The 19893-nt window shown below is 42.4% G+C and carries 21 protein-coding genes; all 21 read right to left on the bottom strand.

Going from position 1 to position 19893, the window contains the following annotated elements:
• Positions 1-4: 4 nt before the first annotated feature.
• Positions 5-1615, bottom strand: coding sequence for a flagellar basal-body MS-ring/collar protein FliF (gene fliF, locus FB592_RS09420; protein ID WP_141949452.1), 1611 nt, complete (start codon positions 1613-1615; stop codon positions 5-7).
• A gap of 45 nt (positions 1616-1660) precedes the next feature.
• Positions 1661-1981: a flagellar hook-basal body complex protein FliE gene (fliE, locus tag FB592_RS09415; protein ID WP_003238544.1), complete on the bottom strand. Its 321-nt coding sequence runs from the start codon at positions 1979-1981 to the stop codon at positions 1661-1663.
• A gap of 10 nt (positions 1982-1991) precedes the next feature.
• Positions 1992-2444: a flagellar basal body rod protein FlgC gene (gene flgC / locus FB592_RS09410; RefSeq protein ID WP_141949451.1), complete on the bottom strand. Its 453-nt coding sequence runs from the start codon at positions 2442-2444 to the stop codon at positions 1992-1994.
• Positions 2444-2833 carry a flagellar basal body rod protein FlgB gene (flgB, locus tag FB592_RS09405; RefSeq protein ID WP_014663964.1) on the bottom strand — a complete coding sequence of 130 codons (390 nt, stop codon included), beginning with the start codon at positions 2831-2833 and terminating at the stop codon, positions 2444-2446. The genes flgC and flgB overlap by 1 nt, the downstream gene beginning before the upstream one ends.
• A 379-nt stretch (positions 2834-3212) precedes the next feature.
• On the bottom strand, positions 3213-3992 hold the full coding sequence (gene codY / locus FB592_RS09400) for a GTP-sensing pleiotropic transcriptional regulator CodY (RefSeq protein ID WP_003220850.1): 780 nt from the start codon (positions 3990-3992) through the stop codon (positions 3213-3215).
• Between the two features lie 39 nt (positions 3993-4031).
• A complete protein-coding gene (gene hslU, locus FB592_RS09395) occupies positions 4032-5435 on the bottom strand; it encodes an ATP-dependent protease ATPase subunit HslU (protein WP_014476801.1) in 1404 nt (467 codons plus the stop codon).
• 16 nt (positions 5436-5451) lie between these two features.
• Positions 5452-5997 (bottom strand): ATP-dependent protease subunit ClpQ, encoded by a 546-nt coding sequence (gene clpQ, locus FB592_RS09390; protein ID WP_003238555.1) that lies wholly within the window; start codon positions 5995-5997, stop codon positions 5452-5454.
• Positions 5998-6009: 12 nt separating this feature from the next.
• On the bottom strand, positions 6010-6924 hold the full coding sequence (gene xerC / locus FB592_RS09385) for a tyrosine recombinase XerC (RefSeq protein WP_141949450.1): 915 nt from the start codon (positions 6922-6924) through the stop codon (positions 6010-6012).
• Between the two features lie 67 nt (positions 6925-6991).
• The gene (trmFO, locus tag FB592_RS09380; protein ID WP_141949449.1) at positions 6992-8299 is read right to left on the bottom strand and encodes an FADH(2)-oxidizing methylenetetrahydrofolate--tRNA-(uracil(54)-C(5))-methyltransferase TrmFO; all 1308 of its coding nucleotides are present in this window, start codon (positions 8297-8299) and stop codon (positions 6992-6994) included.
• Between the two features lie 75 nt (positions 8300-8374).
• On the bottom strand, positions 8375-10450 hold the full coding sequence (gene topA, locus FB592_RS09375; protein WP_141949448.1) for a type I DNA topoisomerase: 2076 nt from the start codon (positions 10448-10450) through the stop codon (positions 8375-8377).
• A 187-nt stretch (positions 10451-10637) separates the two neighbouring features.
• Positions 10638-11531: a DNA-processing protein DprA gene (gene dprA / locus FB592_RS09370; protein WP_141949447.1), complete on the bottom strand. Its 894-nt coding sequence runs from the start codon at positions 11529-11531 to the stop codon at positions 10638-10640.
• Between the two features lie 60 nt (positions 11532-11591).
• Positions 11592-12494, bottom strand: a complete 903-nt coding sequence (gene sucD, locus FB592_RS09365; RefSeq protein WP_003238566.1) for a succinate--CoA ligase subunit alpha — start codon at positions 12492-12494, stop codon at positions 11592-11594.
• Between the two features lie 28 nt (positions 12495-12522).
• Complete coding sequence (sucC, locus tag FB592_RS09360) at positions 12523-13680, bottom strand: ADP-forming succinate--CoA ligase subunit beta (RefSeq protein WP_003244732.1); 1158 nt, start codon at positions 13678-13680, stop codon at positions 12523-12525.
• 172 nt (positions 13681-13852) lie between these two features.
• Positions 13853-14134 (bottom strand): FlhB-like flagellar biosynthesis protein, encoded by a 282-nt coding sequence (locus FB592_RS09355; RefSeq protein ID WP_003232001.1) that lies wholly within the window; start codon positions 14132-14134, stop codon positions 13853-13855.
• Positions 14131-15861 carry a hypothetical protein gene (locus tag FB592_RS09350; RefSeq protein WP_021479298.1) on the bottom strand — a complete coding sequence of 577 codons (1731 nt, stop codon included), beginning with the start codon at positions 15859-15861 and terminating at the stop codon, positions 14131-14133. The genes FB592_RS09355 and FB592_RS09350 overlap by 4 nt, the downstream gene beginning before the upstream one ends.
• 30 nt (positions 15862-15891) lie before the next feature.
• On the bottom strand, positions 15892-16659 hold the full coding sequence (gene rnhB, locus FB592_RS09345) for a ribonuclease HII (protein ID WP_021479299.1): 768 nt from the start codon (positions 16657-16659) through the stop codon (positions 15892-15894).
• A 70-nt stretch (positions 16660-16729) separates the two neighbouring features.
• Positions 16730-17578, bottom strand: a complete 849-nt coding sequence (ylqF, locus tag FB592_RS09340; RefSeq protein WP_021479300.1) for a ribosome biogenesis GTPase YlqF — start codon at positions 17576-17578, stop codon at positions 16730-16732.
• 142 nt (positions 17579-17720) lie between these two features.
• The gene (rplS, locus tag FB592_RS09335; RefSeq protein WP_003220825.1) at positions 17721-18068 is read right to left on the bottom strand and encodes a 50S ribosomal protein L19; all 348 of its coding nucleotides are present in this window, start codon (positions 18066-18068) and stop codon (positions 17721-17723) included.
• Between the two features lie 139 nt (positions 18069-18207).
• On the bottom strand, positions 18208-18939 hold the full coding sequence (gene trmD, locus FB592_RS09330) for a tRNA (guanosine(37)-N1)-methyltransferase TrmD (RefSeq protein WP_003232011.1): 732 nt from the start codon (positions 18937-18939) through the stop codon (positions 18208-18210).
• Positions 18936-19460, bottom strand: coding sequence for a ribosome maturation factor RimM (rimM, locus tag FB592_RS09325; protein WP_003232013.1), 525 nt, complete (start codon positions 19458-19460; stop codon positions 18936-18938). Before rimM ends, trmD begins: the two co-directional genes overlap by 4 nt.
• Before the next feature lie 4 nt (positions 19461-19464).
• Entirely contained in the window at positions 19465-19851 is a 387-nt protein-coding gene (locus FB592_RS09320; RefSeq protein ID WP_014476793.1) for a YlqD family protein, read from the bottom strand.
• Between the last annotated feature and the right edge of the window lie 42 nt (positions 19852-19893).

Genomic DNA, 19893 nt, shown 5'->3' with positions numbered 1-19893 from the left:
CCTCCTAATCCTCGGCCAGCCAGCTTCTCAGCAGTTTTGCAAAATCTTCCGGCTTGTCTTTCGCCATCTTTTCAAGCTGTTTTCGTCTGACTGATTCCGCTGTTTCATTTTCCTCTTCGTTGATATCAGGCAAATTGATTGGTTCTTGAGGAACCTCATACTCATATTCCTCAAATTCATCCTCTTGCGCCCGTTTCTTTCTGATAAGCATAATGATCAGAACAATGATCGCTGCGATTAAAACACCGCCTACAATATATGCCCACAGCGGGATACCTGAGGATTTTTCCGTATTTGTATCCAAATTGACTTTTCCGTCGAATGGCTGAACGGAAACAACAATCTTATTATTGATATCAGCATCAGATAAATTCTGATTTTGCGTTTCATCTTTATCCAAAGATGTTCTGACTACAGTTGAAAGGATTTTTTGTATATCATCCTGTCTTTCAGTTGATAGCGACGCTGTGTTTTTGGCATCAGGCGGCTCTACCATTACTTGAATCCCTAAATCTCTGACCTTATAAGGACTTTCAGCGATTTCTTTATGAATTCGGTTAACCTCGTAATTGATTTTGTTGCTGTTTTTTTCGTAGTTCCCGCTTTCGGTATTTTCACCGTCAGCCTTATAATTTGTTACATCTTCCTCGCCGGTTCCGGCAGTTCCGCCGTTGGCTGCACCGTCGCCCTGATATGTTTCAGATACCTTTTCAGCGCTGACTGCAATGCCTTCCATGTTTTCTTTATCCACAGGTTCGACAATGTCTTCTGTCCGATTTTCTTTTGTGAAATCAATGTCTGCTGTAACGGAGACAACGACTTTATCTTGGCCCATCATCGTACCCAGCAGTGACTGTACATGTTTTTGAATGTCTTTTTCAACTTGAGACTTAATTCCTTGCTGAGAAGAATAACTATCCGCGTAGGACCCTGCATCGCTGTCTGATTTGTCGTAGTATGTAGAATTTTGGTCCATGATGACGATGTTATCTTCTTTTAGGTTTGGCACGCTTTTAGATACCAGATGATATAATCCGTTGATCTGGCTTTGATCAAGTGTATAACCCGGTTGAATCTGCAGAACGATTGATGCAGATGCTGCAGATTGCTCCTCACCGACAAACACAGCGTCTTTCGGGAGATTAATCATTACTTTTGAATTTTTAATACCGTCCATTTCATTGATCAAGTTTGACAGTTCTGTCTGTGTAGCTTTTACTTTCACCATATCAAACTCATTGTCTGTCAAACCAAAGCCGGCATTCTGTCCAAAAAATGAATAATCAATTGATCCGGTTTTAGGAAGTCCTTCTGCAGCCATCTGCACTTTCAAAGAATCAACCTGATCCTCCGGAACACTAATCACTGTACCGCCATTCGAAAGTTCGTTTGGCACTTTTTTTGCATCCAATTCTTCTTTGATTTGTCCTGCTTCTTCGGCAGACAAATCTTTGTACAGCGGCGCCATTTTAGAATTTGAAGCAAAAACACTAATAATAATTCCGATAATAATAATTGCCGCTAACACACTAACCATTAAAATCTTTTGTAATTTAGATCTATTTTTCCAAAACTCACTCGTTTTGTTTTTCATTTGCATTAGAGTACGATTCATGTTAACCCCCGGTCATTCCACTCTTTCTCTAAATCGTCAGACCCCCTACATTTGCATTCTCATAATCTCCTGATAAGCTTCCACAGCTTTATTGCGGAACTCTGTTGCTGCAGTTAGAGAGATGCTAGCTTTTTGAGCGGCGATCATGACCTCATCAAGATTTACATCTTTTCCTGCAGCCAAGGCATTAGTCATGTTGTCAGAAGCTACTTGGGACTCATTTAACGAACTAATAGAGTTTTTTAAAAGCTCCGAAAAGCTTGTTTGATTTGAAGAATCTGTTTTTTGGCTATTGTTTACTTGATTTGTTGCATTTTGAGTGTTTTGAGTATTTTGAACCTGAAAAGGAGAAATTGCATTAATCACATTCATTCACCTACTTTCCGATTTCTAACGCCTTCATCAGCATCCCCTTTGTGGCATTCATCGCCGTGACATTCGCCTCATATGATCTGGTGCTGCTGACAAGATCAACCATTTCCTTTAATGGATCAACATTAGGCTTTTGTACATATCCTTCAGCGTTTGCATCAGGGTCTGTCGGATCATAGACAAGATTAAAATCCGAATCATCCTCCGTAATTTTTGAAACCTTCACACCGTTTCCAGCACTACCGCTTCCGCTCATTTGAGAATTGAGAATGGAAGAGAACGATTCACCTTTTGACTGAAGGGAGACCATTTTCCTTCTGTAAGGCACCCACTCTCCATTCACCTGCTTAGCTCTTGTCGTATCCATATTTGCTAAGTTAGATGATACAACGTCCATTCTGACTCGCTGAGCAGTTAAAGCTGATGCTGAAACATTTAAGCTCTGAAAAGCTGTCATCATTTTCCTCCTGTTAATACGGTCTTCAGCGAATTAAATTTACCGTTCATTCTTTCAACCAATGCTTGATAGTTGATTTGATTTTGCGCCAATTCTGTCATCTCTTTGTCAACATCAACATTGTTTCCGTTTTGCTGATACGATGTATCTCCGCTCGCAACAATTGAATAATTCGAATCAGTATCAGAAAAATCAACATGACGATAGTCTGTTTTTATCGCATCAAGACGTGAGGATTCTTGATCTAATAAATTTTGGAAAGAGACTTTTTTCGCCTTATAGTTCGGTGTATCTATATTGGCGATATTATTAGTTATGACTTTTTGCTTAATATCCGCTCTGCTCAAGGCATTTTCAAGATTTTGTATCGTTCCAGAAAATAAGCTCAAATCCACTTACCTCCATTTCAGTTTTTTTCACCCTCAATATCCTTGTCGAGAATTGTAAAACTATATGCTTATTGTAAGAAATAACAGGCATAAAGTCTATGAAGTTCGTGTAAAAAAATGTCCTCACAATTATCTATTTTACAACTAGGTATAAAGTCCTAGATTGTTAGAACTACATTTCTCGCCTTGATATAAGCCTGAAAATAGCAGAATTTCTGTTTTTTCTCCTTTCTTTTCGGCATTTTTGAAACTTTTTGAAGAAAAATGCAAAATTTATTAAAATTATTACATAGAAAGACTTTCAACCCAGGAAATAAAGCTTATTGATTTCCTTTATTTGAAATAAAAAAAGAACCCTCAAAAAGGGTTCTTTTTGTGATTAATGAGATTTTAGATTTTCTAATTCAATTAGGAATTTGTTGTTTAGTACCTTGATATAAGTACCTTTCATTCCTAATGATCTAGACTCGATAACACCGGCGCTCTCCAGCTTTCTGAGTGCGTTCACAATAACAGAACGGGTAATGCCGACACGGTCAGCAATTTTACTTGCAACAAGAAGACCTTCGTTTCCGTCAAGCTCCTCAAAAATGTGCTCAATTGCTTCAAGTTCACTGTAAGAAAGCGAGCTGATAGCCATTTGTACGACAGCTTTGCTTCTTGCTTCCTCTTCAATTTCTTCTGCTTTTTCTCTTAGGATTTCCATTCCGACAACTGTTGCGCCGTATTCAGCTAGAATTAAGTCATCGTCATTGAATTGATCTTGTAAACGTGAAAGAATAAGTGTTCCTAATCTTTCCCCGCCTCCGATGATCGGCACAATTGTTGTTAAACCAGCTTGGAACAGATCTCTGTTCTCAACAGGGAAAGCAGTATATTCACTATTAATATCCAAGTTAGAAGATGTTTCAGGGACATTAAACAGATTTTTCGTATACTCTTCAGGGAATTGACGATCCTCAAGCATTTTTTTCATACGATCATTTTCAATTTGCTGGTTAATAGAATACCCAAGGAGTTTCCCTCTGCGGCTTACAACGAAAATATTGGAATCAATTACATCCCGCAGCGTCTCCGCCATTTCCTTGAAGTTTACCGGTTTCCCTGCCGCAGCTTGCAGCATGGAGTTAATAATTCTTGTTTTTTGTAATAAAGCCATGATAAATAATCCTCCTAAACATTCCTCATATTAAATTTTTCACAATATAAATTGACTTAAATCTTTGTTTTTGGCTATCGTTCCGAGCTTTTCTTCGACATACTGTGGTGTAATCGTTATTTTCTCCATCGTTACATCTGGAGCTTCAAACGACAAATCTTCTAATAGGCGTTCAAGTATTGTATGAAGGCGTCTCGCACCGATATTATCTGTGTCCTGGTTCACATGATAAGCAACTTCAGCAATCTTATGAATAGCTTCGTCAGAAAATTCAAGAGATATACCTTCTGTCTGCAATAATGCCTGATATTGTTTCAGCAGCGCATTATCCGGCTCAACCAAAATTCTCACGAAGTCGTCTACCGTGAGTTTGTTCAGTTCTACACGAATCGGGAAACGCCCCTGTAGCTCAGGAATCAAATCAGACGGTTTGGCCATATGAAACGCTCCTGCTGCAATAAATAATACATGGTCTGTTTTTACAGAACCATATTTTGTGACAACAGTAGAACCCTCAACAATCGGAAGGATATCCCGCTGAACGCCTTCTCTTGAAACATCGGCAGAAGAAGATGCACCGCCGTTCTTTGCGATTTTATCAATCTCATCGATAAAGATAATCCCGCTCTCTTCTGCTCTCTGAACAGCTTCCTGGCTGACTTCATCCATATCGATGAGTTTGCTTGCTTCTTCATTCGTCAGGACTTTTCTGGCTTCTCTGACTGTCATTTTGCGCCGTTTCTTTTTCTTTGGCATTAATCCGCTCAGCGCATCCTGCATGTTCATACCCATCTGCTCCATACCCGAGCCCTGCAGCATGTCAAACATGGAAGGCTGCTGCTCTTCGACTTCTACTGTTACATAGTAGTCTTCGAGCTCTCCTAAAGCCAGCTGATGCGCCATTCGTTTTCTTTTTTCTTCGATGTTTGCTTCTTCCTGGCTCTCCGCCTCATCTTCACCATTCGGCTGGCTGCCTCCAAAAAACATTTCAAACGGATTTTTAACGCCAGATTGTTTTTTCTTTCCAGGAACTAACAGACGAACAATGCGTTTGTTTGCATTTTCTTCTGCCTGTTCCTTTACTTCATTCATTTTCTCTTCTTTGATAAGCCGAACAGAAGTCTCCACAAGATCTCTGACCATTGATTCAACATCTCTGCCTACATAGCCGACTTCGGTAAATTTAGTAGCTTCAATTTTGATAAATGGCGCACCTGAAAGCTTGGCGATTCGTCTGGCAATTTCAGTTTTCCCGACGCCGGTAGGACCCATCATTAAAATGTTTTTCGGAACGACCTCGTCCTTCAGCTTTTCATCCAGAAGACTTCTTCTATAGCGGTTTCTTAATGCCACGGCGACAGCTTTTTTCGCATTTTGCTGACCGACAATATATTGGTCTAACCGATCTACAATCTGTCTAGGAGTTAACGGTTTTTTTTCCATGCGCCTCAAGTCCTTTCTATTCAAGCTCTTCCAGTATGATTTGATCGTTCGTGTAAACACAAATTTCGCCTGCTGTTTCTAACGCGGCTCTGGCAATCTCACTTGCAGACATGCTTTCACCGGCATGCTTTTTCAGTGCTCTTCCCGCTGCCAAAGCGTAATTGCCTCCTGATCCAATCGCGAGAATGCCGTCATCTGGTTCGATCACCTCGCCTGTTCCCGATACGAGAAGCAAAGTATCCTGATTCATAACAATCAGCATGGCTTCGAGCTTTCTTAGCACTTTATCACTGCGCCATTCCTTCGCAAGCTCAACAGCCGCCCGTTTTAAGTTGCCGTTATATTCTTCAAGCTTAGCTTCAAACTTTTCGAATAAAGTGAAAGCGTCTGCAACAGATCCCGCAAAACCAGCAAGAACTTTGCCGTTAAACAGTTTTCTCACTTTCCGTGCCGTGTGTTTCATGACAACAGCCTGACCAAATGTTACTTGGCCGTCTCCGGACATAGCGCTTCGTCCTTTATGCTGTACGGCAAATATTGTGGTCGCATGAAAAGATGACATAAAGGGCCTCCTTTAATTTTTCTTAAATGCTCTTGGATGGTGAGACATATATGTGTTTCTCAACATTTCCTTCGAAACATGCGTGTATATCTGTGTAGAAGACAGATTGGAATGCCCGAGCAGTTCTTGAACGCTTCTCAAATCCGCTCCTTCATTTAACAGATGCGTGGCGAACGTATGTCGAAGCATATGCGGATGGATATGTAAAGTGCTTGACGCTTTTTGAACAAGCCCGCTTAAAATATGTCTGATGCCACGGGCTGTAAGCGGTCCGCCTCTTTGATTTACGAATAATAGATCATGAGGTTCTTTTGCCTTCATCAGCAAGCACTGTCTTCCGCTATTCATGTATACCTTCAACGCTTCGCGGGCATAAGACCCAAAGGGGATATAGCGCTGCTTCTTGCCTTTGCCGTGAACAAGCACAGTGTCCATAAATAAATCAACGTCGTTAATAGTTATGGAACAGCATTCACTGACCCTCATTCCGGTGGCATAGAGCAGCTCTAACAGCGCTTGATCCCTCATTCCGGCCGGCTGGCTTATATCTGAAACTTCAAACAGCTCCTCAAGCTCTTTTTGATATAGAAACTTCGGTATCCGTTTCTCCTGTTTTGGCAGATGAACAAGCTGAAACGGATTTTCTTCAATAAGCTTTTCCCGCATCAGAAACTTATAAAAGCTTCTTAATGCAGATATCTTTTTGCTTATTGTTCTTCTCGATAAACCTTTTTCATAGGCTTTTGTCAAAAAAATCCTAGTATCTTGATATGCAGCTTCTTCAAATCCATTTATACCTTGAACGCGCAGGAAAGTCTCGAATTCTTCAATTGAATCCACATAATTCACAATAGTATATTGTGAATAATTTTTTTCAATTTGTAAATATTCAACGAATAACTTTACGAAATTCTTAACATTCTCCATGCCTAATACCTCCCCAGGAAGGGCTTTTAAATGGTATCACAAATCGCGCTCAGGTTGCAATCAATACCTATATTGTTTTCGAAATTGTTTGAATTGTTTCAATCGCACGGTTCGCGTATTGTTCATTTCGTTCTTTTTTATTTTTAATTTTAACTGGCAATTCTTTCAAAAGCCCAAAGTTTGCATTCATCGGCTGGAAGTTCTTCTGGTTTGTTGTTGTAATATAATGTGCCATACTGCCAATTGCTGTTTCCTGAGGGAAGATCACAAGCTCTTCTCCCAATACAAGCTTCGCCGCATTAATGCCTGCTACAAGTCCTGAGGCAGCTGATTCCACATATCCTTCTACTCCCGTCATTTGGCCTGCAAAGAACAGATCACTGCGGTTTTTAAATTGATAAGTCGGCTTTAACAGGCTTGGAGAGTTAATAAATGTGTTTCTATGCATCACGCCATATCTGACGATTTCTACATTTTCAAGTCCTGGAATCAACTTGAGAACTTCCTTTTGGTCTCCCCATTTTAAATGTGTCTGGAATCCTACAATATTATAAAGTGTTCCCGCAGCATCATCTTGTCTGAGCTGAACGACGGCATAAGGGCGTTTTCCTGTAACAGGATGCTCTAGACCAACCGGTTTCATCGGACCGAAAAGCATTGTTTTCTTACCCCGTTTTGCCATGACTTCAATCGGCATGCAGCCTTCAAAGAAAATCTCTTTTTCAAATTCTTTTAACGGCACTGTTTCTGCTGATGTTAATGCTTCATGAAAACGGTCAAACTCTTCTTCTGTCATCGGGCAGTTCAAATATGCTGCTTCACCTTTATCATAACGGGATTTCAGATACACTTTATCCATATCAAGGCTGTCTTTTTCTACAATCGGCGCCGCTGCGTCATAAAAATATAAATAGTCCTCTCCAGTCAGCTCCTTCAGCTGGGCAGACAGCGATTCAGATGTTAACGGACCCGTTGCGATGATAGTAGGGCCTTCAGGAATTTCAGTCACTTCTTCATTAATAACGGTTACGTTTGGATGATTTTTCACCCGATTTGTCACACTTGCGGCAAATTCATGACGGTCTACTGCAAGAGCGCCCCCGGCAGGCACCGAACATTCGTCAGCCGCAGCGATAATGGCTGAATCAAGCGCACGCATTTCTTCCTTTAATACACCGACAGCGTTAGCAAGTGTATTAGAGCGAAGAGAGTTGCTGCAGACAAGCTCTGCAAATTTATCTGTATGGTGCGCAGGCGTTTGTTTAACTGGCCGCATTTCATACAATTTGACTTGAATCCCTCGTTTGGCAAGCTGCCATGCTGCTTCACTTCCTGCAAGTCCGGCTCCGATTACATTTACTATTTGTTGGTTCATCTTTCACATCTCCTAGTTTATTATTCAAGGCCTTCTTTTAACACACAAAGAAGGTGAGCAAGACCCTGCTCACCGCTACTTCTGTGGTTCTTCCTTATAATCGCATTCCACGCATTGGACTTGTATGCCTTTTTTGAGTTTTTTCTCGACGAGCATTTTTCCGCATTTCGGGCATTTTCGTTCAATTGGTTTGTCCCATGATACGAATTCACAGTCCGGATAACGGTCACAGCCGTAAAACACCCGTTTCTTTTTCGATTTTCGCTCAACAATGTTTCCTTCTCCGCAGCTCGGGCACTTCACACCGATTTGTTTCACAATCGGTTTCGTGTTCCGGCAGTCAGGGAAGTTGGAGCAAGCTAAGAATTTACCATACCGTCCCATTTTATATACCATTGGAGAACTGCACAATTCACAATCCTCTCCAGCATACTCTGGTTCAATCTCAACTTCCTTCATTTCCGATTCGGCTTTTTTCACGCGTTTTTCAAAATCGGTGTAGAAATTATCGATAATCTTGACCCATTCGGTATTTCCTTCTTCAACATGATCAAGATCTCTCTCCATTTTAGCTGTAAACTCAACGTTAATGATCTCGGGGAAAAACTCCATGATCAAGTCAAGAACGATCTGACCTAATTCAGTCGGAACGAAACGTTTATTATCCAATGCCACGTAGCCGCGCCGCTGAATAGTATCAAGTGTCGGAGCATATGTGGATGGACGGCCGATACCGCGTTCTTCAAGGGTTTTAACAAGCCGGGCCTCAGTATATCGCGGAGGCGGCTGGGTAAAATGCTGCTCAGGTTCTATATCTTTTGATAATACCGTGTCGCCTTCTTGTAAGTCAGGCAGCATCCGGTCTTTTTCTTCCATTTGATCGTCTTTTCCTTCAACATACACCTTCATAAACCCGGAAAACTTGACTTTACTTCCATTTGCACGAAATGTCAAACCGTTGTTTGTCAGGTCGACACTCATTGTATCGAGAACAGCCGGTGCCATTTGACTGGCAACAAAACGCTCCCAAATTAGTTTATACAGTCTCATTTGGTCTCTGCCAAGGACTGCTTTTAATTCACTTGGTTTTCTAAGAACTGATGTCGGCCGAATTGCTTCGTGGGCATCCTGGGCATTTTCATTCTTTTTCGCCGGCTTCCGTTTTCCGCCTAGGAACTCTTTTCCATATGTCTGATCAATAAATGCAGCTGCTTCATCAACAGCCGTATTTGAAATACGGGTTGAATCCGTTCTCATATACGTGATCAGACCAACCGTTCCTTCTCTTCCTAAATCAATTCCTTCATATAATTGCTGTGCAATCATCATCGTTTTCTTCGCTCTGAAATTGAGCTTGCGAGCCGCTTCCTGCTGCAGGGTAGAAGTGGTAAAAGGCAAAGCGGGATTACGTTTGCGTTCCTTTTTGGTTACTTTTTCAACTGTATATTGATTCCCTTTGAGCTGAGAAAGAATCTCTTTTACATCAGCTTCACTACTTAAAGGAAGTTTTTTGCTGTTTTTCCCGAAAAAGCTCGCTTCAAAGGTTTCTTGACCTTTTAAGAACGTACCGTCAATTGTCCAATATTCCTCAGGCTTAAAGTCGTTAATCTCTTTTTCACGGTCAATAATCAAACGGAGGGCAACGGATTGCACGCGTCCTGCGCTAAGCCCTTTTTTGACTTTTTTCCATAAGATTGGACTGATTTTATATCCGACAAGCCTGTCTAAAATACGTCTCGCTTGCTGTGCATCCACTAAATCCATATTGATCATGCGGGGATGCTTAAACGATTCCTTAATAGCGTCTTTTGTAATTTCGTTAAACACCACACGGCAGTCTGAGTTGAGATCTAAATCAAGACTGTGTGCCAAATGCCATGCAATCGCTTCCCCTTCTCTGTCGGGGTCGGCTGCGAGATACACTTTTTTGGCTTTTTTCGCAGCCGTTTTCAGCTCTTTTAATACCGGGCCTTTACCTCGAATGGTAATATATTTCGGTTCAAAATTCTGTTCTATGTCAACTCCCATTTGACTTTTTGGAAGATCCCGGACATGTCCCATTGATGCTTTTACTTTATATTTTTTACCTAAGTAACGTTCAATCGTTTTCGCCTTAGCGGGCGATTCCACGATGACTAGATAATCAGACATTTTCATCCCCCTCAAGAGGTGTTCTCTCTCTTTTCAAGATATTTCAATTTTATTTTTGCAGCTGTCTTTATTTGGCTTTCAACATTTCATTCTTTATCATGAACGTCATTAATTAAATAGAAAACAATATGCAACTTTAAATCCTCACTATTATTAAATATTACAATACCGTTTGTCAAACGATAATTCAAAAGGGTTCCGTATATTGAACGTTTCTCTCAGAAAGTTCCTCGAAAATATCCTCTGCTGACCATATGGCTTTAGCCCCCTGCTGGATAAGTTTTATAGGACCTCCGGCGTAAGGGTCAAACAATGAACCGGGTACGGCAAATACCTCTCTCCCTTGTTCCAATGCTTGATAGGCAGTAATCAGTGAACCGCTTTTTTCTTTGCCCTGAACAACAATAACGCCTTCACTTAGTCCGCTGATAATACGGTTTCTCATAGGGAAATGCCATTTTTGGGGTTTAGTTTCAGGTGGGTGCTCTGACAGCAGGATATGGTGTTTAGCCATGTGATCTGCTAACTGAAGGTTTTCTCGGGGATAAATGTGCTGAAATCCGCCTGCAATGACGCCAATTGTCCGCCCCTTCGCCTTAATACTTGCAGCATGGGACATTCCGTCTATCCCAGACGCCAGTCCGCTGACAATCACCCAACCTTTACGACAGATCTCTTTTGTAAGATGATTGACAACTTGTTTCCCATAAGCTGTTGGATTTCTTGTCCCTACAATTCCAATTTTTCTCCCTTTCGAAAGAAGAGTCATATCACCTTTTGCAAACAGTACGGCGGGGGGATCATAAATGCTTTTAAGCCAGAAAGGATATTGCTTTGAAGAAATAGGGATGGTGTTAATGCCTTGCTCACGATAAGCAGCAAGTACACGCTGGAGCTTTGGATAAAGTTGTTCTATTTCGTTTTTTAATGCAGCTGCTTTTATTTGATCACGAGTAACCGTTTGTAACACAGGTGATGTCAGCGACATAGACGGATCGGCTTTCCACCATTTTAATAGAAGGGATGGGGATAATAATTGATTGATTCTGCAAATCGTTAGGCAGGCAGCGGCCTGATCCAATAGATTGACCTCCTTTTGTTAGAAAAAGCAGGAACAGCCTTGACGGCTGTCCCTTTTTTATTAATGCGTTTTGCAAGTTTCGAACAAGTTCTTCTCTTTCAGCACCTTGATTAAGGTTTCACCCATGACAGAAGGTGTCTCTGCAACTTCGATTCCGCATGCATTAAGGGTTTTGATTTTTTCATCAGCTGTCCCTTTTCCGCCGGAAATAATGGCGCCTGCATGCCCCATGCGCTTCCCAGGAGGTGCTGTTTTACCGCCGATAAAACCGACTACCGGTTTTGTCATGTTGGCTTTTACCCACTCTGCCGCTTCCTCTTCGGCAGTACCGCCGATTTCGCCAATCATGATGACTGCGTGTGTGTCAGGATCTTCGTTAAACGCTTTTAAAACGTCAATAAAGTTTGTTCCATTTACAGGGTCGCCGCCGATTCCAACAGCTGTAGATTGCCCTACACCCGCTTCTGAGAGCTGGTGCACCGCTTCGTATGTTAATGTTCCTGAACGTGATACAACGCCTACATGACCCTTTTTATGGATGTATCCGGGCATAATGCCGATTTTACATTCTTCAGGCGTAATGACACCAGGACAGTTCGGCCCTATCAGTCTCGTTTTCTTGCCTTCCATGAAGCGTTTGACCTTCACCATATCCAAAACCGGGATATGTTCTGTGATACAAATCACGAGATCCAGCTCCGCATCTACCGCTTCCATAATCGCATCAGCTGCAAACGGTGCGGGCACATATATAACAGACGCGTTAGCGCCGGTCGTTTGAACTGCTTCAGCCACTGTATTAAATACAGGAACACCTTCCGCTTCTGTTCCGCCTTTTCCAGGTGTTACACCGCCAACGATATTTGTGCCGTATTCGAGCATCTGCTTCGTATGAAATAAAGCGGTAGAACCTGTAATCCCTTGCACAATAACTCTTGTATCTTTATTAATGAAAACACTCATTATTTGGTCCCCTGCCTTTCATTCTTTCTTAAACTAAGGATACGATTTTCTGCGCGCCGTCAGCCATTGATTCCGCAGATGTAATGTTTAATCCTGATTCACTAAGGATTTTCTTCCCTAGATCCACGTTTGTGCCTTCAAGACGGACGACAAGCGGCAATGTCAAACCAACTTGTCTAGTCGCTTCAACAACCCCTTCTGCGATGACATCACATTTCATAATGCCGCCGAAAATGTTGACAAAAATCCCTTTAACGTTTTGATCAGAAAGAATGATTTTAAATGCTTCCGTGACTTTTTCCGCGGTTGCACCGCCGCCCACATCAAGGAAGTTGGCCGGTTCTCCTCCATAATGCTTGATAATATCCATCGTAGACATTGCAAGTCCCGCGCCGTTTACCATACAGCCGATATTTCCATCAAGGGAAATGTAGCTTAGATCATATTTGGACGCTTCAATTTCTTTCGGATCTTCTTCATCCAAATCTCTGTATTCCATAATGTCCTTTTGTCGGTACAACGCATTGCTGTCAAAATTCAATTTTGCATCAAGCGCCATCACATTTCCGTCGCCAGTCACAACAAGCGGATTGATTTCGGCGATTGAGCAGTCTTTCTCAACAAACGCTTTATATAGTCCAAGCATAAATTTAGCAGCTTTTCCCACGAGCTCTTTTGGAATATTAATAGCGAATGCAATTTCTCTGGCTTGATAGCCTTGAAGGCCAACAGCCGGATCAATGACAGCTTTTTTGATTTTTTCTGGTGTTTTCTCCGCAACCTCTTCAATTTCCGTTCCGCCTTCTTCAGAAGCCATTAAAACGATTCTTGAAGTGGCGCGGTCAAGCACTAGACCGATGTAATATTCTTTTTTAATATCGCAGCCTTCTTCAATAAGTAAGCGTTTTATTACTTGGCCGTCCGGACCCGTCTGATGTGTAACTAGGGTCTTCCCTAATAGTTCTTCGGCATACGCTTTTACTTCGTCTAATGATTTTGCTATTTTTACCCCACCAGCTTTGCCTCGACCGCCAGCATGAATTTGAGCCTTTACGACATAAACCGAGCTGGATAAGCTCTTTGCACTCTCAACTGCTTCTTCTGCTGTAAAAGCCACTTTACCTTCAGGAACAGATACCCCATATTTTCTGAGGACTTCTTTTCCCTGGTACTCATGGATATTCATTTCCCATCCTCCTAACTTATGTAACAAAACTAAAATAGACTGCGCTTTCATTCTATAATAATACTGGAAGAATTGTCTACAGTTCGATGCAAAATCTTTTAATCCTTCTAAACATTCAAACTTTTACTTTATTAAAAACATAAATTTCAAAGAAGGATGGGGAATATTTTAGCTATTTTTTGTTTTTTACGCTTTCGTCCAATTTGTAAATGAATGAAAAAATCTCGGCTACCGTTTCATAAAGAGCTTCAGGAATTTGATCATCTACCGTCAAATGGCGCATTAATTCGACAAGGGTCCGATCTTCTTGAATCGGGACCCCTGCTTTTTTCGCTTCTTTGATAATGTTGTCAGCTACATGGCCCTTCCCTGTGGCAATCACTCTCGGCGCCTTGTCTTTTTGTTCGTCATAATGGAGAGCAACAGCTTTTCTGATCGGTGTCTGCTCTTTCATATTTTCACATCCACTTCCTGATCACTGATACTTGTTATATATTGATCGATTGAAGCCTTTTCTTCGGTGTGAACCCTTTTTTTAGCGTTTACCCCTGAAAGGCTGTACCCCATTTCCTTTAGCCCCTGTTTAAGCGCGGGCACCATCGGATCGATCGCAGCCTGCAGCTCGAAATCAGTCTCTATTGTAATGGTCATGACTTTTTGCTGTACCAAGCAATCAACGACGGTTTCTTTTAGTGTATCAAGCTGCAGCAAAAACAAAAGGCGGCAATGGGAAGGATCAAGCTTTCCATCCGCTTCTTTCTTTCCTTTAAACAGAACAGTCATGTCCTGAACCCCTGACTTCGAAAACATCGGAAATGACATTACAATTTGGCTGTATGATGGATGGTCCTGCTGCATGAAAAGCTGGCCATTTAATTTATGAAAAAGCTGATCGGCTTCTTGTTTGACTGGTTCGGCTACCTCATGCGATGCTCTTAAGGCAGAAAGAGCCAGCTTGATGGATTGCATTTCGCCAGATGTGACTGCGCTTCCTTGTTCAAACGCTTTAATGAACGCAACCTCGTCCCTTGCGCCGATTGCCATTTTCACTTTGGATAAGAAAGAAAGAACATCTGCCTTATCCGCCAAATGGGGTGCTGTCTGCTGAACAGCCTTTAAAAAGACTTCGGCTTCCTGGTCTGTGACTTGTGCCGCCTGTAAAACTGCTGAAGCTGCAAGTGACTTACTATCACCCGATGAAGCAGCCGCTTTAATCCAATTTGCTGCTTCTTTCACAATTTGGAGACTGTTTTTTTCAGCAGATTCCGTCAGCTTCACCAGCAGCTGGCGGGCTTCTTTAATTGGAATGTCTGCTGCTGTTTTAACAGGCTCTTCTTGTATGCTTCCCTGTTCTGCTGTGTGATTTGCAATCGGCAGGCTGGCTTTTCCGGGGGAGCCAGCTGGTGTGCTAAGCTCCCTGCTTCCAGCTGTATTCGCCGGAAAAGGTGCTTTCGTATTGTCGGTTAAAGAAATAAGCTTATCAATCAGCCGTTCTGCATGGACATCGATTTCACTATTTAAAAGCACCGTAACTGCTTCCTTTAGCTTTGACATCATTTGGCTCTGCTGAGGGTTTTGGTCGATTGCCTGTAGCAGCTGGGATACGTGCTGATGCAACGGAACAGGTGATTTCACAGCGTGAACACCATTCAAAATCTCGGAGTGAATGGGAAGATCACGCTTTAAAGCGAAGAGAACCGTTTCAACTGCTTTTTTTGTGTCTTGCGAAGGCAGCGTGTCCATCCAGCGGACAGCTGTTTTGATATCATTTTCTGTTACGGGTGTTTTGCTCTTCAGCATCGCTCCTGTCATTATGAGAGCTGCGTTTGACGTCTTCACTGACATGGCATTTAAAAGCTTGCCAGCTGCATCCTGAATGGTTTTAGGATTTTGATCAAAGCTTTGAACGACCTGAAGACGGCCTGTTTGCTCTGCCGTTTTTTTTTCGTAGGAAAACCAATAGTATGCCTGAGGACGAAGCTGGGTTTCAAGTTTTCCCTGAACAGTTTGATTGCCGACTTGGATCAGGGCATGCTGATCTCCTAGTAAACGAAGCACTTTTCCTAAGAGGAGACGCTTCTCCCCGTTTAGCGCTTCGTTTACTTTTGATGTTTCCTGCGGGACGGCTGTACGCCCGAAAAGGTGCTGCAACGCCTTTTGCACATCATTTCGTATGTTCATTTTAAAAAGGTGCCTCCTTGTCCATGTGATTTATCTGAAAGATTGAACAGGAGCGAAAGTTTTGCGGTGCAATTCAGTTGGGCCGTATGCAGCGAGAGCTTCCAAATGTTCTTTTGTCCCATAGCCTTTATTTTTTTCAAAGCCGTACATGGGATACGTTTCGGCATAAGCGCTCATCATTCGGTCCCTCGTCACTTTTGCGATACACGCACCTGCCGCAATAGACACGCTTTTGGCATCGCCTTTTATAATTGACGCCTGAGCCGTGTCGAGCGGAAGTGTCATTGCGTCAACAAGCAAATAATCAGGTGTAGCCGACAAATCCTGTATCGCTTTCACCATTGCCATTTTTGAAGCTTCATATATATTGATCTCATCAATCACAGTAGCTTCTACAATTCCTATCCCGACCGCCAGTGCTTCCTTCATAATAAGCTCGTAATATTCCTCGCGTTTTTTCTCTGAAAGCTTTTTGGAGTCTGTCAGCCCAAGTATTTCACATTCCTCTGGAAGGATGACTGCGCTGGCGACAACTGGTCCTGCCAATGGCCCCCGGCCGACCTCGTCAACACCTGCAATCAAGCGAAATCCTTTGTTTCTTGCCAGCCTTTCATAGGAAGTCATATTCACCCATTGTTCTTTCAGCGCTTTTTCTTTCGCTTGCTTTTTAAGCCATTGCTCTACAAGCGTTTGAACGCTTTTTCTCGGGTCGTTTTCGCATTGGGCAATAAATGGGTCTCGTGCATCCTTCACTTCCTGCAAACGGTCTTTAATGTCCTTTACGGTTAATGTATTCACTTTCTCTTCTCCCTTACTGTATGTATCGGTTCAGCCAAGAAAAAATAAAGACCCGCATTTCTGCGCGCCTTTACATCGTCGGCTGTTCAAATGACAGCCTGCCGAACTTTTCAGTGCGAATATCGCGAATGATGACTTCAGTCGTCTTATCATAGTTAATGAGCCCACCGCTCATGAGACAGCCCCGCTTTTCACCTATTGCATCAAACAGCTCGGCAATGTCCTCTGGGATCTCCTCAAGGCCATAACGCTCCTTGAGCCGTTCTGGGTAATGTTCTTCGAGAAAACGAAGACCAAACACGGCCACGTCCTGCAAATTGATAATCGAGTCTTTAATAGCCCCGGTGACTGCCAGTCTCAAACCGACAAGCTCATCCTCAAATTTAGGCCACAAAATTCCCGGTGTATCTAATAGCTCTAATTCTTTCCCAACTTTGACCCACTGTTGAGAGGTCGTAATACCAGGTCTGTCTCCCGTTTTTGCTATGTTTTTCTTTGCAAGCCGGTTGATGAGTGTTGATTTTCCGACGTTTGGAATACCGATAATCAAAGCACGAATCGCTCTCGGCTTCACACCTTTCGCACGCATCCGGTCAAATTTTTCTTGGAGGATCTCTTTTGATGCAGGCACAATTTGATTTAACCCTTGTCCATTTACAGAATTAATAGACAGAGAGCGGATCCCCTGCTTCTCAAAGTGCTCTTTCCACTGCTGTGTAACTGCCGCATCTGCTTTGTCAGCCTTGTTTAACAGCATAATTCGCGGCTTGTTTTTTAGAATATCTTCAATCATTGGGTTTCTTGATGACATTGGAATTCTGGCATCTACCAATTCATATACGATATCGATTAATTTTAATTTTTCGGTTACTTCCCTTCTTGCTTTTGCCATATGGCCCGGGAACCATTGAATTGTCATGTGACACGAACACCGCCTTTATCTTCAGTATGCATGATTCATTGTTGTCCTTTATGTATTTTACGATGCCTGTCCGGCATTTTCAAATTCTGTATAAAAAAAGAGCTTGTTACAGGTAACAAGCTCTTTTCGTTCGTTATCATTATCGTCTGATCTCTTTAATACGAGCCGCTTTTCCGCGAAGTTCACGCAGGTAGTAAAGTTTAGCACGGCGTACTTTACCGTAACGTACAACTTCGATTTTCGCGATTTTTGGTGTGTGTACTGGGAAAGTACGTTCAACGCCAACACCGTAAGAAATCTTACGAACTGTGAACGTTTCGCTGATTCCACCACCACGACGCTTAATCACAACACCTTCAAAGATCTGGATACGCTCACGGTTACCCTCAACAACTTTAACGTGTACACGTAAAGTGTCACCAGGACGGAACGCAGGAAGATCAGTACGAAGCTGTTCTTTTGTGATATCTTCAATTAGTTTTTGCATCGTTTTCAACTCCTTCCAACAGATGCTCTTGGCCACAAAAACCGGCACAGCGGAACATCGTTTTCAAGCTTGCAGCGGATAAGCCCGCTTAAGCCACAAGTAGTATCTTATCACAATTTCATAGCCTATGCAATAAAATCTATTCTTTTTCCCATTCAGAAATCCACTTTCTTTGCTGCTCTGTAAGCGGGTAGTCTTTCAACAGATCCGGACGTCTTAGGTAGGTCCTTCTGATCGATTCTTTATTCCGCCATTCTTCAATTTTTGCATGGTTTCCTGACAAGAGTGTTTCAGGCACTTTTAAACCTTTGTAATCTGCCGGTCTTGTATAATGCGGGTGCTCTAAAAGTCCGGTGCTGAAGGAATCCTCAATATGGGAAGCCTCTTTACCCAGTACACCCGGAAGCAGTCTGACCACACTGTCTGCGATCATCATTGCAGGGAGCTCACCGCCCGTCAGAACAAAGTCGCCAATTGATATTTCATCCGTTACCAAGTGCTCGCGAATGCGTTCATCATAGCCTTCATAGTGGCCGCAAATGAACAGCAAATGCTCTTCCTTTGCTAATTGCTCGGCTTTTTTTTGGGTAAAACGCTCACCTTGCGGGCATACGAGGATAATACGCGGAGCAGCGGCGGCCTTTGATGTCAGGTCCTCGACCGCGTCAAAAACAGGCTGGGGCTTGAGAACCATGCCTGCCCCGCCGCCATAAGGATAATCATCAACAGTATTGTGCTTGTTATCAGAGTACTCCCGGAAATTTACGACTTGAAACTGCACCGCATCTTTTTCCTGGGCTTTTTGAAGAATTGATGAGCCGAGCACGCCTTCAAACATTTCGGGAAACAGCGTCAAAAAGTCGATTTTCATTCGTCTATTAACCCTTCCATGAGTTCAATCTCAATTTTCTTTTCCCTGACATCGATATGTTTAACCACTGATTCAATGTAAGGAATGAGTGCGTCTTTTTTTCCTTTTCGTCCGATGACCCAAACGTCATTGGCTCCAGGCGTCAAAATTTCTTTGACCTTTCCGATGAGTTCGCCTTCTTCAGTAAATACTTCACACCCAATAATTTCGTGGAAATAAAATTCACCCTCATTCAGCTCTCCTAATTCTTCTTCAGGAACTTTAATGATTGCGTTTTTCAGCTCTTCTACTTCATTTAGGTTTTGTCTTTCTTTAAACTGCAGGAGATGAAATTGCTTATGCAGTCTATGTGTGTTTACCGTTACCTCCACTGGTTCGTTACGGCCGTCCATAAACAAATACAGCGTGTTTCCCGGCTTGTATCGTTCTTCGGCAAAATCTGTTTTTGAAATCACCCGCACTTCGCCTTTGATTCCGTGGGTATTTACGATTTTGCCTACGTTAAACCATCGCTTTGTCATATGATCACCTCTGGCGAATTTCAATTACTTTTCCGTCTTTTATGACGATGGTGTTCGCTGCTGTTTTCTCATGCCAGTCATCCCCGGCTTCAATCGTCAGCAGCGCATCGACTTCCTTTTCTTTCAACTCACTGCCAAGCGGCAATGTATGTACTTGGGCAATTTGAAAATCGATGATTTTTATATCATCTTTTCGCTTTTCTATTGCCTTTTTAAATTGTTCAATCATATCAGGGTTTTGCTGTTCTTTCTCATGTTTTCTAAGCTGAAAATAGAGCTGGCTGCATTCTCGTTCAAGCATTTGTTTCTTTTCGGCAAAAGAAGCTAAAAGCTTTTCTTTGCTGCGCTCGGTTAAGACTTGCATAACGGCTACACGGTGAATAATTTGCATCGCACCAAGCTCCCCGCTTTTAAAACTTTTACTCGCCCAGGC

This window comes from Bacillus sp. SJZ110, assembly GCF_006715455.1.
In the GTDB taxonomy this organism is placed as follows: Bacteria; Bacillota; Bacilli; order Bacillales; family Bacillaceae; genus Bacillus; species Bacillus subtilis.
The sequence above is the reverse complement of the archived record's forward strand: the minus strand, read 5'-3'. Positions and strand labels throughout refer to the sequence as shown.